Source organism: Leifsonia sp. Y862, from assembly GCF_057669585.1.
Genome location: NZ_JBYHFR010000001.1, coordinates 1,821,858 through 1,835,793, shown reverse-complemented (window position 1 = coordinate 1,835,793; position 13,936 = coordinate 1,821,858). Strand labels below are relative to the sequence as shown.

The following is a 13,936-nucleotide window of genomic DNA, read 5'->3' as shown; positions in this document are numbered from 1 at the left end:
GGCTCACTTGGCCTTGGCTGCGGCCTTCATTGCCTTCTTCGTTTCGCGCACAGTGGCCAGCGATTCAGGGTCGACGATGTCGGCTACTGACCGGTGGCTGCCGGTCTCCCCGTATGCCCCTGCGGCGTCCTGCCATCCGCTGCCCGTGAAGCCATACTGTTTGCCGAGCAGGGCCACGAAGATTTTGGCCTTCTGGTCGCCGAACCCCGGCAACGCTTTCAGGCGCTTGAACACCTCTGCGCCGTTCGGCTCGTCGCGGGTCCAGAGAGCGGATGCGTCGCCGTCCCAGTCATCGACGATCGCCTGGCACAGGGCCTGCACGCGTCCGGCCATGCTGGCGGGGTAGCGGTGCACAGCAGGCGGCTGGCGGAAGAGCTCGGCGAACGCATCGGCGTCCTGGTGTGCGATGGTGGCTGCGTCGAGGGATCCCAGCCGCTCCTTGATCTTCAGCGGGCCGGAGAATGCGGTCTCCATTGCGATCTGCTGGTCGAGGAGCATGCCGATCAGCAGTGCAAGCGGATCGGTCGACAGCAGCTGGTCAGCAGCGGCGTCTCCGGTGATATGCAGGTTTCCAGTCATGGCTTCATCTTCGCAGCGATCGGCAGCGACGCACAGGGGCCGCGCCTGCCGGAGCACTCGCCAGCGACGCCGCTGGAGCACGGCCCGGCACTGGGCGATGACACAAAAACCCTCGGATACAATGGGTGAACCACCCTCTAGCCCCCAGGAGCCCAAACCATGGTTGACGTTCGGCGGGTCAAACTTCCCGGCGTAGGTGTGCTGCACACCTTCGTGACGGATGACGGGGGCAAGGTCGGCGTTATCGCCCACCGTTCCGGTCACAGCGATCTCATTACATTCGCGGATGACGAGGGCGGACCTGACGCCAGCAAGGTGTCATTGCGCCTCAGCGAGGACGAGGCGCACACGCTCGCCGAGCTGCTCGGCGGAACCCAGATCACCGAGTCGCTGACCGCGCTCGACCAGATCCCCGGCTTGTCCATCGACTGGTTCACCGTCGACTACGACGACCACATTGCCGGGCAGCCGCTTGGCAACCCAGCTGAGCGCGGCATCGCCGGTCTCACCGTGGTGGCCGTCGTTCGTGGCGAGTCCGCAAGCCCCGCGCCCGCCGCCGACTTCAAGGTGTTCCCTGGTGACACCCTTGTCGTCGCAGGGTCGCCCGAAAAAGTTGCGAAGGCCTTCGCGTTCTTCCGTAAAGGTGAAGTCAAAGCGAAGTCCGTCGACGCTCCGCCAGGGGGCTGAGTATGCACCTCGGCGAAGACCTCATCACCCTCGGCGTCCTCCTGGTTGTCGCCTATGTCCTAGGACGCCTCGGCAAACTCGTCGGGTTGCCGTCGATCCCGATCTACATGGTCGTTGGATTGCTTGCGAGCCCGTACACCGGCTGGTTCCCGCTCGACTTCCACGCGGCGGACATCGAACTCATCGCTGTGTTCGGCCTGATCCTGCTCCTCTTCAGCCTTGGCCTCGAGTTCGACCAGGAAGAGTTCTTCAATAACGCCGGAAAACTCCTGATATCGGGCGGCACCTACGTGCTGCTGAACATGGGACTTGGCTTCGCGTTCGGCATGATGGTCGGCTGGGGAACAAGAGAAGCCCTGGTCATTGCCGGTATGACCGGCACATCGTCGAGCGCCATCATCACCAAACTCCTCATTGAGTTGCGCAGGCTGGCCAACAAAGAGACGCCGATGATCCTCGGCGTCACGGTCGTCGGCGACATCTTCATCGCCATCTACCTCTCCATCGTCTCCGTCGTGCTGAGCGGCGAGACCGAGGTGTGGCCGATCGTGCTGCAACTCACCATCGCATTCCTCTTCCTCGTCGTCATGTTCTCCCTGGCGAGGTGGGGCGGGAAAGTGGTGTCGCGACTGGTGCGCACCAAGGACGACGAGCTGTTCACCATCCTCTTCTTCGGCCTCGCGGTGCTCTTCGCCGGCATCGGAGAGATCATCGGGGTGACGGATGCCATCGGCGCGTTCCTCATCGGCGTCGTGCTCGGCGCGAGCAGCTACCGGGCAAAGATCGAACGCGTCGCTGTGCCACTGCGCGACGTCTTCGCGGCCTTCTTCTTCCTGAACTTCGGACTGGCCCTGCACATCGACGAATTCGGTTCCGTCATCGGTGTGGTGCTGATCGCCGTCGTCATGACCTTTGCGCTGAATCTGGTGTCGGGGGCGCTGTTGGCCGGCCTGCACAAGATGGGCCCGCCAGAAGCCATCAACGCCGCAGCCATCCTGGTGAATCGGGGGGAGTTCACGCTGATTCTCGCCACGCTCTCGGTGGGAGCTGGACTCAACCATCTGCTGCAACCGTTCGCCGGCCTCTACGTGCTGCTGATGGCCGTGCTCGGGCCGCTGTTCGCCTCGAACTCCGAAAAAATCGGTGCCCTGTTCCGTGGCGGGAAGCGTCGACCGCCGACGCCGCCGACCCGTGATCGCATGCGCGAGGAAGAAATCGCCCTCGTCGAAGCCGTGGGCAACTCGCGCGGCAAGGATTCGACAGAGCGGGCGGTAGCGCGCGTGGTCGAACAGGCCAAGAGCCAGACCGGCGACGGCTCTGCCGCAGCACGCACGCCAGCAGCTCGTACGCCAGCAGCTCGTATACCCCCAAGCGATGCGCCGTCACCGAGCGCATCAGCCCCCAAGACAGACCCGATGGCTGAGTTCATCACAGACAAACTCGCAGGCGACAAGCCGAAGCGAGACGAACGGACAACGGACTACTCGTGATCAAAATGATGTTGCGCCCACGCTGGGTGGGCGCTCTTCTCCTTGCCCTCGCGATCGCCGCAGCTTTCGCGCTGCTCGGTCAGTGGCAACTTGAGCGAGCGATGGCGTCGATCCAGGTGGAAGAGCGCGCGACAGAAGAGGTGCAGCCGCTGACCGACCTGGTGCAACCTGACGGTCCGACGCCCATCGCGGCAGAAGCCCAGATCGTGACGCTCTCCGGTCACTACATCGCCGGAGACGAGCAGCTCGTCGCAGAGGCGCACCAGGACGATGCAATCGGCTGGTGGGTCGTCAGCCGCTTCGTAACGGACGACGACGTGAACATCCCGATCGTGCGCGGCTGGGCCGCCACGGAGGAGAAGGCCCTGGCGGCAGCGGACGCACTGGCAAAGTCTGACCAGGATGGGGCATCCGTCACGGTCACCGGCCGATTCCTGTCGAGCAACGCGCCAGTGCTGCCCGAAAAGGGTGGCGATCCGTTCATCATGACGACCGTGTCTGTGGCCGCGCTCATCAACCTGTGGACCGACTTCACCGACCAGTCGGTGTACTTCGGCTACGTGCTCGACTCGACGGCCCCAGCAGGGCTCGAAACCGTGCATTCTCCGGCTCCGGAGAAGGAACTATCCGTGAACTGGCTGAATATTTTCTACGCCGTCGAATGGGCAGTTTTCGCCGGTTTTGCCGTGTTCCTCTGGTATCGACTCGTGAAGGACGCGCTGGAACGTGAAGAAGAGGAAGCCGAGGCCGCCGCCCTGGCAGCAGGCGAGGGCACACCTCCTCCACCCGGCACGTAAACTGGACTAATGCCTCTCGAACCAAAGCCCGCCGACCTTCTGAGGATTCCTGGCGCGCTCAAGCTGTACAAAGTTTCGTCCATCATCACCGGTGTCATGTTGCTGCTGCTCTGCGCCGAAATGATTGCCAAGTACGCATTCGGCTACGAACTCGAACTCGGCGGCCCGAACGGCTTCCTGGCCCTGGTCCCGAACGACACCGTCACCGCGGTCAACCTCAGCACCGGCATCCTGATGGCCCACGGTTGGTTCTACGTGCTCTACCTCTTCAGTGACTTCCACCTGTGGAGCTTGATGCGCTGGCCATTCTCTCGTTTTATCCTGATCGCTCTCGGCGGTATCGTGCCCACCCTGTCGTTCTTCGTTGAAGTGAAGGTCGCCAAGGATGTCACTGCTTACCTGGCCGCACGAGAGCGCATCGCTACCAATGCCGGAGTCACGGCAACAAATGTGGAGGCATAACAAGTAATGAGCGAGCAGACAAGCCCGCAGCCGAGCGAGCCGTCGACAACCCAGCGCCCCGTGCTGGTCGTTGACTTCGGCGCGCAGTACGCGCAGCTGATCGCACGGCGCGTGCGCGAGGCATCCGTTTATTCAGAGATCGTGCCGCATTCGGTGACCGCAGCGGAGGTCCGCGCGAAGAACCCGATCGGCATCGTGCTGAGTGGCGGCCCCTCCAGCGTGTACGCAGAAGGTGCGCCAACGTTCGACCCGGCGATCTTCGACCTCGACGTGCCGATTCTTGGCATTTGCTACGGCTTCCAGGTGATGGCAACGGCGCTCGGCGGCGAAGTCGCGCACACCGGCGCTCGCGAGTACGGCTCGACACCGGTCACCGTCACGGATGGTGGCAACGCCCTCCTGGCCGACCAGCCGAGCGACCAGACGGTGTGGATGAGCCACGGCGACTCCGTGTCGAAGGCTCCTGAAGGCTTCACCGTTCTGGCCTCGACCGCATCGACCCCCGTCGCAGCGTTCGCCAACGACGAGCGTCGCCTCTACGGCGTGCAGTGGCACCCAGAGGTGAAGCACTCAGAGCACGGCCAGCACGTTCTCGAGAACTTCCTGCACCGCGCCGCCGGCATCCCGGCAGACTGGAACAGCGGCAACGTCATCGCAGAGCAGGTAGCTCGCATCCAGGCACAGGTCGGCACCGGCAAGGTCATCTGTGGCCTGTCCGGTGGAGTCGACTCCGCCGTGGCCGCAGCCCTCGTGCACAAGGCCGTCGGCGACCAGCTCGTCTGCGTCTTCGTCGACCACGGTCTGCTCCGCCAGGATGAGCGCCGCCAGGTTGAGGAAGACTACGTCAAGGCAACCGGTGTGCGCCTCGTCACCGTCGATGCCCGTGAGCAGTTCATCACAGCCCTCGCCGGAGTCAGCGACCCGGAGCAGAAGCGCAAGATCATCGGCCGCGAGTTCATTCGCAGCTTCGAGAAGGCCCAAGCCGACCTCATCGCGGAATCAGCGGCAGACGGCGACCCGATCCGCTTCCTCGTGCAGGGCACCCTGTACCCGGATGTCGTCGAATCGGGTGGCGGAAGCGGCACCGCGAACATCAAGAGCCACCACAACGTTGGCGGTCTTCCAGAAGACCTGCAGTTCGAGCTCGTCGAGCCGCTGCGCACCCTGTTCAAGGACGAGGTTCGCGCTATCGGTTCTGAACTCGGCCTGCCAGACGTCATCGTGCAGCGCCAGCCGTTCCCCGGCCCAGGCCTCGGAATCCGCATCGTCGGCGAGGTCACCCAGGAACGTCTCGACCTGCTGCGTAAAGCGGATGCCATTGCTCGCGAAGAGCTGACAAACGCCGGTCTCGACCGCGAGATCTGGCAGTGCCCCGTCGTGCTGCTGGCCGACGTTCGCTCGGTGGGCGTTCAGGGCGACGGCCGTACATACGGTCACCCGATCGTGCTGCGCCCTGTCTCGTCTGAAGACGCGATGACCGCCGACTGGACCCGCCTGCCGTACGACGTGCTGGCGAAGATCTCGAACCGCATCACCAATGAGGTCGATGGGGTCAACCGCGTCGTGCTCGACGTCACGTCGAAGCCGCCGGGAACTATCGAATGGGAGTAGTGGAGGGCTTTTAGCTCTCCGCGGGGGAGCGGTGGCGTCGTCATCCGCTCCTCAGCTCAGACAATGACGAAGAAGGCCGGGCCACACCGGTTTGCAGATCGGGTTACGAACTGCAGGCACGTGGCCCGGCCTTCTTCGTCATAACTCGGCACCCCGCGGATGGCGACGCCACCGCTTCGCGATGAGCTCTGCGCGGAGAGCTGGGCGCGCGGAGAGTTGGGTGCGTGGGTCACGTTGAGCGCAATGAGTGCGTTGAGCGCGGTTGGCTGCGGCTGTTCCTTCATGCGTCGCAGGAATACCATGCGGGGCAATGGCCGCGGCCTCGCGGCTATCCCGGATAGAAAGGCACCGCTGTGACCAAACCTACGATCGTTCTCGTCCACGGAGCGTGGGCCGACGCGTCTAGTTGGAACGCCGTTGCAACCGAACTGCAGAACCAGGGCTTCACGGTCTTTGCTCCGCCGAACCTGTTGCGTGGTGTCGCCTCTGACGCCGCCTACATCGCGTCATTCCTCAGCCAACGCACGGTCGGCCCTGTGGTGCTCGTTGGCCACTCCTACGGCGGGTTCGTCATCACCAATGCCGCGGCCAACGGCGGAGACGTGCGTGCGCTCGTGTATGTGGATGCGTTCATCCCCGATGAAGGCGAGTTCGTCTTTCAAATCCTCGGCGGCTCCGGATCGGCGCTCGCCGTTCCCGATCCCACCACCGTCCTCGACGTTGTCGGGTATCCCGGCGCGCCAGAGGGCGACGCCGAAGCATTCCTCAAGCCCGCCACTGTGCATAACTCCTTCGCGCAAGACCTCGCAGAGGCAGACCGTAGCCTCATCGTCGCAACTCAGCGACCGATCACCCTCAGCGCCAACACGTCACCCTCTGCCGCACCCGCGTGGAAGACCATTCCCAGTTGGGCGGTAGTCGGCACCGAAGACAAGGTGATTCCGCCGGCAACCCAGCGCAGCATGGCAGAGCGCGCCGGAGCGACCATCACTGAAGTGGCGGCCTCGCACGTCTCAATGGTGTCGCAACCATCGGTCACCATCGACGCAATCCTCGCGGCCGTCGCCGCTGTGGGCGTGCCGGTTTAGCGCTGCGCTGCAGGTGCGCAGCTGCGCGGGAGCTGTACTACCCGCGCGGCTGCGTATGACCCGCGCAGCGCTCGCCGAGCGCATCTCACTGCTGGTGGCCTTCCTCACCCTCTGGGGAGAATGACGAAGGGCCGGTCTGTACCAGACCGGCCCTTCGGTAACGCTGTGCTGCGTGCTAGTCGCGCGCGATGGCGAACATGCGCAGGATCTCGAGGTACAGCCAGATGACGGTGACCATGATGCCGAAGGCACCGCTCCAGCCGTACTTGCGAGGGGCGCGGTTCTGCACGCCGCGCTGGATGTAGTCGAAGTCGAGCACCAGTGAGTACGCGGCCATGATGACGACGAATACGCCGAGGATCAGGCCGAACGGGATGCCAGTTCCGAGGAACTCGGCGCCGCGCAGGCCGAACGGGTTGTCGATGGCGCCGAATGCGCTGAGGCCGAAGTTGACCAGCGAGAACACCAGGTAGCCGACGATGGCGATCAGGAAGACCTTGGTGGCCTTCTTGGAGGCACGGATCTTGCCGCTCGCGAATAGTGCGAGCGTGACTCCGACGACCACGAGGGTGGCGAGCACAGCCTGGATCACGATGCCGTCGAAAGCAGCCTCGTAGATGGCGGAGATACCGCCGACGAAAACACCCTGGGCGGCCGAGTAGGCCAGGATGAGCGCCGGTGACGGTTCCTTCTTGAAGATGTTGACCATGGCAAGGACGAAGCCGATGATGCCGGCGACGATCATGATGCCGGGAGACGCGAAGATCCAGCCGAGGGCGGCGCCGGCGAGCAGCACCACGAAGGTGAGCGCCGACTTCACAACGGTGTCTTCAACCGTCATGCGGTCGGTGTCAGACGAATTCGCGGCCGGGCGGTTGTAGATGTCCTGCAGTTCCGCTGCAGACACCGTGGCCACCGTCGATGCCGACGAGGAGTTGAACGCGGGATTGCGCGAGAATGCGGGATTGTCGAGTGCCATGGTTTCCTCTGCTCACAAACAGCTGGGGTATGTACGCACCGTAGTCAGCGCGCACGACCAATCTACCTGAGAGTCCTTACAGATTTTCTGGGTATTCGCCGAATAGTTGCCAGCCACCAGCCGGCCCATGCTGCGGCGATCGTCACGAGTGAACCGAAGAGCAGCATGACCCAGCTGAGCGAATAGGAGTCGAGGGTGGCTTTGAACACGAAACTCGCCATGATCGGGAGTATCAGAGTGACGTAGCTCAGCAGCGGCCGATGTCGTACCAGCAGCCATCCGGCCAGGAGCACGGTGAATGCGCCGGCGAAGTCGGGGCCGGCCCGCAGCACGAGGCCGGCCAGCAGGCAGGGGAGCAGCACGATCAGTCGCCGCCAAAGCGCGCCCGGCATGACGAGCCAGCCGATGAGCTGCACGAACGGGCCGATACCGAGCAGCGCGAGCGTGTATGAGCTCATCAGGTTGGAGAGGCCGACGCCGATGAGAATCAGGGACAGGCCCACCCAGAAGCGGACGCGACGTCTGTCCAGCACAGGCTGGACAGTAGTCGTCGGCTGGGTCACGGTAGTCATTGCATCAATTCTGGCAGTCGCACGGATATCTTGGACTCATGCCCCGGCACCCACTCTCGCTTCCCCTCGTCATCGGCCACCGTGGCGCCCCCGGCTATCGCCCTGAGCACACCCGCGCCGCATACGACCTGGCATTCGCCCTCGGCGCCGACGCCGTTGAACCAGACCTGGTGGCGACCAAGGATGGTGTGCTGGTGATTCGGCACGAGAACGAGATCTCAGGCACAACGGATGTCGCCTCCCGGCCCGAATTCGCCGACCGACGTGCCACGAAGAGCATTGACGGTGTCACACAGACCGGCTGGTTCACCGAAGACTTCACCTGGGCAGAGCTCAGTACCCTCAGGGCCAGGGAACGCCTCCCTGCTGTCCGCCATTCCAGCGCGACGTTCGACGGGCTGTTCCCGTTGCTGAGGCTCCGCGACCTGTTCGATATCGTCGATGCCGCAGGGGAGTCGAGCGGGTTGTGGCGGGGAATCGTGGCGGAGATCAAGCACGCCACGTATTTCGACTCGATCGGGCTGCCCCTCGACGAACTGTTCGTCGATGAGGTGCGGCGCGCCGGGTGGGATACCGGTGACGGACGGCTGATCGTGGAGAGCTTCGAACGCACGGTGCTCACAGCGATCGACGACCGCGGCATCACAGCCAAACGAATCTACCTGATCGAGGCATCCGGTGCCCCCTTCGACGAGGTCAGTGCGCGAGGTGCTGCCGCTGCCGCCGACTACTCGGCATCGTTGACGAAGGAGGGGCTGTATTCCCTCGCCGGACAGGTCGACGGTGTCAGCGTGGACAAATCGCTCATCCTGCAGGAGGACGAAGAGCACACCGTGACTGGGGCTTCGGAGCTCGTCGACGACGCCCATGCCGCCGGCCTGGAAATCTACTGTTGGATGCTGCGCCCAGAGAACAAATATCTGGCGAAGTCGTTCAGGCAGGGCACGGTGCGTGCGAACTTCGGCAACTGGCAGGGCGAGTTCCGCACCATCATGTCGACGGGCATCGACGGCGTATTCGCCGACTATCCCGACCTTGCTGTGACGGTGCGCGACGAGCTCGGGGAGTGAGCCGAATCGGGGGCTGCAGCCGCGCCCAGCGTCCTCGGCTGGCTGTCAGTGGCAGCGCCTAGAATTGAAGACGATATGACGACGCTCTCTAACCCTGACGAATCCACCGCAACGCAGGTCGTGGGCGCGCCCATCATCGTGGGCGAACAGGGGCGCGACTACAACGGGAGTTCGCTGCTCGACGGACTGAACCCGCAACAGCTCGTTGCCGTGCAGTACCGCGGGCCAGCGCTGCTCATCATCGCTGGGGCCGGCTCTGGCAAGACCAGCGTGCTCACCCGCCGCGTGGCCAGCCTGCTCGAGAGCCGCGAAGCCTGGCCGAGCCAGATCCTCGCCATCACGTTCACCAACAAGGCTGCAGCGGAAATGCGCGAGCGGGTCGAGAGCCTGGTGGGGCAGAGCGCCCGTGGCATGTGGATTTCCACGTTCCACTCCGCCTGCGTTCGCATCCTGCGCCAGGAAGCAGAGAAGGCCGGGCTCAGCAGCACGTTCAGCATCTACGACTCCTCAGACACCAGGATCACCCTGAAGCGCATCATCAAGTCGCTCGACGCCGACACCCTCGGCTTCACCCCGGCCAGTGCGTCATCCAAGATCTCCAAGCTGAAGAACGAACTGATCGACGCCGACGCATACTCTCGCGACGCCAACATGAGCGACCCGCAAGAGGTCATGTTCGTCGAGATCTTCCGGCAGTACACGCAGCGCCTTCGTGCCGCTAGCGCGCTCGACTTCGACGACCTCATCGGCGAGACCGTCTACCTGTTCCGCGCCTTCCCGCGCGTCGCCGCGCTGTACAGGCGCCGGTTCCGCCACGTGCTGGTCGACGAATACCAGGACACCAACCACGCGCAGTACTCGCTCGTGCGTGAGCTCACTCGCCCTGTGGAGCCAGACCTGGCAGAAGAACTCGAATCCCAGGGCCTGCACGTGCGCAATGTGCAGGATGCCACCGGCGCCATTCCAGGCGCCTCGCTCACCGTCGTCGGTGACTCAGACCAGTCCATTTACGCTTTCCGTGGCGCCGACATCCGCAACATCAGCGAATTCGAACGCGACTTCCCAGGGGCCAAGGTGGTGCTGCTCGAGCAGAACTACCGGTCGACCCAGAACATCCTCTCCGCGGCGAACGCCGTCATCGGCAACAACTTCGACCGCAAAGACAAGAAGCTGTGGACCGCAGACGGCGACGGCGAGAAGATCGTCGGCTACACGGGGTACTCAGGGCACGATGAGGCGCAGTTCGTCGCAGACGAGATCGAAGTGCTGCACCAGGGCGGCATGGCATACCGTGACATGGCCGTGTTCTATCGAACCAACGCCCAGACGCGTGCACTCGAAGAGATCCTCGTGCGCGCCGCCGTGCCATACCGCGTCGTGGGCGGCACCAAGTTCTACGAGCGCGCCGAGATCAAGGATGCCCTCGCCTACCTCATTGCCGTGGCGAACCCACAAGACGAGCTGGCGCTTCGCCGCATCCTGAACACGCCCAAGCGCGGCATCGGGCCTGCGACAGAAACCCAGATCGGCAGCTTCGCCGAAGACAACGGCATCAGCTACCGACAGGCAATGCGCAACGCCGCGTCCCTCGGGCTCGGCCCGAAGGTGACAGGAGCGATCCTGCAGCTGGCCCGCCTGCTCGACGAGGCCGCGCTCATGCTCGACCCAGAAAACCCGGCCGGCGTCTCGAGCGTCTCCGACGTACTGGTGTTCCTGCTTGAGCAGAGCACCCTGCTCACCGTGCTGCGCAGCAGTCGCGACCCGCAAGACGAAGCGCGTGCAGAGAACATCGAAGAACTCGTCGCGCAGACCAAGGACTTCAACCGCGAGAATCCGGATGCCGGCCTGGTCGACTTCCTCACCCAGGTCTCCCTCGTCGCCGCAGCGGATGACCTCGACGATGCTTCCGGCACCGTGTCGCTCATGACGCTGCACACGGCCAAGGGCCTTGAATACGATGCGGTGTTCCTCACCGGCATCGAAGAAGGCCTTCTCCCGCACCAGATGTCGGCCAGCGAACCCGGTGGCCCCGCCGAAGAGCGTCGTCTCTTCTACGTGGGAATCACCAGGGCCCGCAAGCGCCTCTACCTGTCGCTGGCCATGACGCGTGCGCAGTTCGGCGACGTCAACGTTGCGATGCCGAGTCGCTACCTGCAGGAGATCCCAGCCAACCTCATCGAATGGCGCCAGTCGCCAGGCATGGCGAACTCACGTGGCGGCACCCAGCCGCGCGCGCTGAATGCCAGGCCTGGATTCAACGGCGGCTTCGGCAGTCGCAGTGGGGGCAACCAATACGACGGCCAGCAGAGCCTGCCGCCATCGCCCAAGCCGAAGACGGAGTGGGCAAACCGGGTGACCGCACAGGTGCGCGACAACGGCGACCTCACCCTGGAAGCCGGGGACCGCATCCGTCACGTCGATTTCGGCGAGGGGCGCGTGAACCAGGTGACCGGTGATGGGACCAAGCGCATCGCGCACGTACAGTTCGACACCGCGGGCGCAAAGAAGCTCCTGATCAAGATCGCACCGATCGAGAAGATCTAATGGCCGTCGGACCTCAGCCCGGGTCAGCGGCAGAGGAGTCTGGCGCGCAGCCAGCCAAGCCAGAGCTCTCACAGCCGGCCAAACCAGAGAGCCTGCGCGACTGGCTTCGGTCGTTGCGCGCACTCGATCTCGAGGTGGCGTCACGCGCCGCGCTCGCCGTCGCGCTTCCCCTCATCGTGCTTGTGGCGATCGGGCACATCGACTGGATTGCGTATGCATCGTTCGGTGCCATGACGGCGCTGTACGGTCGGACGGAGCGGTATCGGGTACGGATGCGCACGGTCACAATCGGTGCGGTATCCCTCCTCGTCTGCATCGCTCTCGGCATCCTGATGGCGGTCACGAACGCGCCGCTCATCATGCTGGTGCTCGGCTTGGTTGTCGTGATCGCCGGCGGCCTGCTGGTCAGTGCGGTCGGCGGGCTGTTTCCCCCCACCCCGATCTTCTTCGTGTTCGCCTATGTGGTCTGTGCCCAGTCGCCGACCCCCGCCGATGAGGTCGTGGTTCGACTTGCGGTCGCGGTTGCCGCGGCGGCCTTCGCTTGGCTGGTCACGATGTCTGGGTGGTGGTTGCGTCGACTCTCCGGCGACCGAACAGAAGCCGTCTTCAAGCCGCTCAAGGAGGGCAGAGACCTCCGCTTCGGCGCATTCCGTGACCGGCGCGTGTGGCTGGCCATTGTGCAGAACGTCGTCGGAGCCCTGCTGGCCGGTTGGCTCGCTATGGCCGTGGGAATCGGACATCCGTACTGGGCGGTGGTCAGCGTGGTGGCGGTTATCCCACCCCCAGGGGCTGCGCACTCCATCGTGCGGGCCATTCACCGCATTGTCGGCACCTGTCTCGGTGTGATTGTGACGGGCCTGGTGTTGTTCCCGGGCCCGCCGGTCGGTGTTCTGGTTGCCGTGATCATCGTCAGCCAATTCGGTGCAGAGATCCTCGTCGGGCGTCACTATGGGGCCGCGCTGCTGTTCATCACGCCTTTGGCACTCACCGTTGCGCACCTGGCGGCTCCCGTGCCGGTGACCGGGCTGCTCGTCGATCGCGCGGTTGAAACGGCGCTGGGCGGCGCGATCGCCATCGGTCTGGTGCTGCTCGCCCGGTGGCTGTTCCCGCCGGCGAAGCCCGTTGCGGCGGGCGCGACCCCGGCATCCTGACCGCAGCCTGAATAGGTCATTTGTGTCTCATCTGTGACCTTGTGAGCCGATGGGGCTGAGCGTAGCGTTGGCAGCACCGACCACGAACGACCCAGTCACGACTCACCAACTCATTAGAGGAGGGCGGATTCATGGTTAAGGATGAGGAACTCTGGCCACGCGTCACAGACGCTGGCAGTGATGGCATCGATGAGCAACGGGAAGTCGATGAGGCGCTTGCCGCCCTCGATGAGGAGGATCCGGAATTTGACGAGGTGAAGGTCGACGCAGACGATCGCCCTGTCGAAGCCTTGAACGACCCGGATGTCTAGCGTTTGCTACTGCGGCGTCAGCTCATCACTCTCAATGCCGAGCAGTCGATGATCGGGGTCGAGGGTGGTCAGTAGGCGCGCGCAGATGTCGTTGAGTTGCGTCACCTGAACTGGCGTGAGCGAGTCGAAGACCAGCGAACGGACTTCCTCGACGTGGCCTGGCGCACTGTCGACCACTTTCTGCCAGCCGGCATCCGTCAGGGTGGCGATCGACGTGCGCCCGTCGGTGGATGACGCGCTGCGGGTGAGGTAGCCGCTCTTCTCCAGGCGGGAAATCACGTGCGACAGCCGAGACAGCGAGGAATTGGTCTTCGCCGCCACACTCGTCAGCGGTGCGGAGCGGCGCGGGCTCTCCGAAATCATCGCGAGCACGTAGTACTCGAAGTGTGTGAGTCCGGAGTCGCGCTTCAGCTCAGCTTCAAGTCGGCTCGGCAGCAGCATGGTGACGGCCATCAGGCGCAGCCATGCCTGGCGTTCATCGTCGTTGAGCCATCGAGTCTCGGTCATGACGCCATTCTAACATTTAACTTGACGCTTCAAGTAAAGCGGGGTAGCTTTTTAGTTGTCGCTTCAACTAATAGCACCAGGTGACACA

The 13,936-nt window shown here is 63.9% G+C and carries 15 protein-coding genes; 10 read left to right on the top strand and 5 right to left on the bottom strand.

Translation table 11 applies throughout. The features are described 5' to 3' along the window. Positions 1–3: 3 nt before the first annotated feature. Positions 4–579 (bottom strand): HhH-GPD-type base excision DNA repair protein, encoded by a 576-nt coding sequence (locus tag AC25Z0_RS08670; RefSeq protein ID WP_488120637.1) that lies wholly within the window; start codon positions 577–579, stop codon positions 4–6. Positions 580–738: 159 nt separating this feature from the next. Here AC25Z0_RS08670 and AC25Z0_RS08665 point away from each other — a divergent pair, with 159 nt between their 5' ends. Genes AC25Z0_RS08665 through guaA form a run of 5 tightly spaced genes read left to right on the top strand, consistent with a single transcriptional unit; the run spans position 739 to position 5,626 of the window. Continuing rightward, on the top strand, positions 739–1,266 hold the full coding sequence (locus AC25Z0_RS08665; protein WP_488120638.1) for a cation:proton antiporter regulatory subunit: 528 nt from the start codon (positions 739–741) through the stop codon (positions 1,264–1,266). 2 nt (positions 1,267–1,268) lie between these two features. Continuing rightward, entirely contained in the window at positions 1,269–2,756 is a 1,488-nt protein-coding gene (locus AC25Z0_RS08660; protein WP_488132911.1) for a cation:proton antiporter, read from the top strand. 5 nt (positions 2,757–2,761) lie between these two features. Next, the gene (locus AC25Z0_RS08655; protein ID WP_488132910.1) at positions 2,762–3,553 is read left to right on the top strand and encodes an SURF1 family protein; all 792 of its coding nucleotides are present in this window, start codon (positions 2,762–2,764) and stop codon (positions 3,551–3,553) included. 9 nt (positions 3,554–3,562) lie between these two features. Next, a complete protein-coding gene (locus AC25Z0_RS08650) occupies positions 3,563–4,015 on the top strand; it encodes a DUF3817 domain-containing protein (protein WP_488132909.1) in 453 nt (150 codons plus the stop codon). 6 nt (positions 4,016–4,021) lie between these two features. Next, positions 4,022–5,626 carry a glutamine-hydrolyzing GMP synthase gene (gene guaA, locus AC25Z0_RS08645; protein ID WP_488120641.1) on the top strand — a complete coding sequence of 535 codons (1,605 nt, stop codon included), beginning with the start codon at positions 4,022–4,024 and terminating at the stop codon, positions 5,624–5,626. Between the two features lie 56 nt (positions 5,627–5,682). On the opposite strand, the gene AC25Z0_RS08640 is transcribed toward guaA, so the two are convergent. Beyond that, positions 5,683–5,928, bottom strand: a complete 246-nt coding sequence (locus AC25Z0_RS08640; RefSeq protein WP_488132908.1) for a hypothetical protein — start codon at positions 5,926–5,928, stop codon at positions 5,683–5,685. 51 nt (positions 5,929–5,979) lie between these two features. On the opposite strand from AC25Z0_RS08640, the gene AC25Z0_RS08635 reads away from it, so the two are divergent. Next, positions 5,980–6,714: an alpha/beta fold hydrolase gene (locus tag AC25Z0_RS08635; RefSeq protein ID WP_488120643.1), complete on the top strand. Its 735-nt coding sequence runs from the start codon at positions 5,980–5,982 to the stop codon at positions 6,712–6,714. A 175-nt stretch (positions 6,715–6,889) separates the two neighbouring features. On the opposite strand, the gene AC25Z0_RS08630 is transcribed toward AC25Z0_RS08635, so the two are convergent. Together AC25Z0_RS08630 and AC25Z0_RS08625 are read right to left on the bottom strand one after the other, a co-directional pair. Beyond that, a complete protein-coding gene (locus tag AC25Z0_RS08630) occupies positions 6,890–7,693 on the bottom strand; it encodes a Bax inhibitor-1/YccA family protein (RefSeq protein WP_488132907.1) in 804 nt (267 codons plus the stop codon). Positions 7,694–7,755: 62 nt separating this feature from the next. Next, complete coding sequence (locus AC25Z0_RS08625; protein WP_488132906.1) at positions 7,756–8,265, bottom strand: hypothetical protein; 510 nt, start codon at positions 8,263–8,265, stop codon at positions 7,756–7,758. Positions 8,266–8,303: 38 nt separating this feature from the next. On the opposite strand from AC25Z0_RS08625, the gene AC25Z0_RS08620 reads away from it, so the two are divergent. The 4 genes from AC25Z0_RS08620 (at position 8,304) to AC25Z0_RS08605 (ending at position 13,341) form a co-directional block, all read left to right on the top strand. After that, positions 8,304–9,335, top strand: a complete 1,032-nt coding sequence (locus AC25Z0_RS08620) for a glycerophosphodiester phosphodiesterase family protein (protein ID WP_488132905.1) — start codon at positions 8,304–8,306, stop codon at positions 9,333–9,335. A 75-nt stretch (positions 9,336–9,410) separates the two neighbouring features. After that, entirely contained in the window at positions 9,411–11,879 is a 2,469-nt protein-coding gene (locus AC25Z0_RS08615) for an ATP-dependent helicase (protein ID WP_488132904.1), read from the top strand. Next, the gene (locus AC25Z0_RS08610; RefSeq protein ID WP_488132903.1) at positions 11,879–13,030 is read left to right on the top strand and encodes an FUSC family protein; all 1,152 of its coding nucleotides are present in this window, start codon (positions 11,879–11,881) and stop codon (positions 13,028–13,030) included. Before AC25Z0_RS08615 ends, AC25Z0_RS08610 begins: the two co-directional genes overlap by 1 nt. A gap of 131 nt (positions 13,031–13,161) precedes the next feature. Further along, positions 13,162–13,341, top strand: a complete 180-nt coding sequence (locus tag AC25Z0_RS08605; protein ID WP_488120649.1) for a hypothetical protein — start codon at positions 13,162–13,164, stop codon at positions 13,339–13,341. Between the two features lie 6 nt (positions 13,342–13,347). Here AC25Z0_RS08605 and AC25Z0_RS08600 read toward each other — a convergent pair whose 3' ends face one another. Next, the gene (locus tag AC25Z0_RS08600; protein ID WP_488132902.1) at positions 13,348–13,848 is read right to left on the bottom strand and encodes a MarR family winged helix-turn-helix transcriptional regulator; all 501 of its coding nucleotides are present in this window, start codon (positions 13,846–13,848) and stop codon (positions 13,348–13,350) included. Positions 13,849–13,936 lie beyond the last annotated feature (88 nt).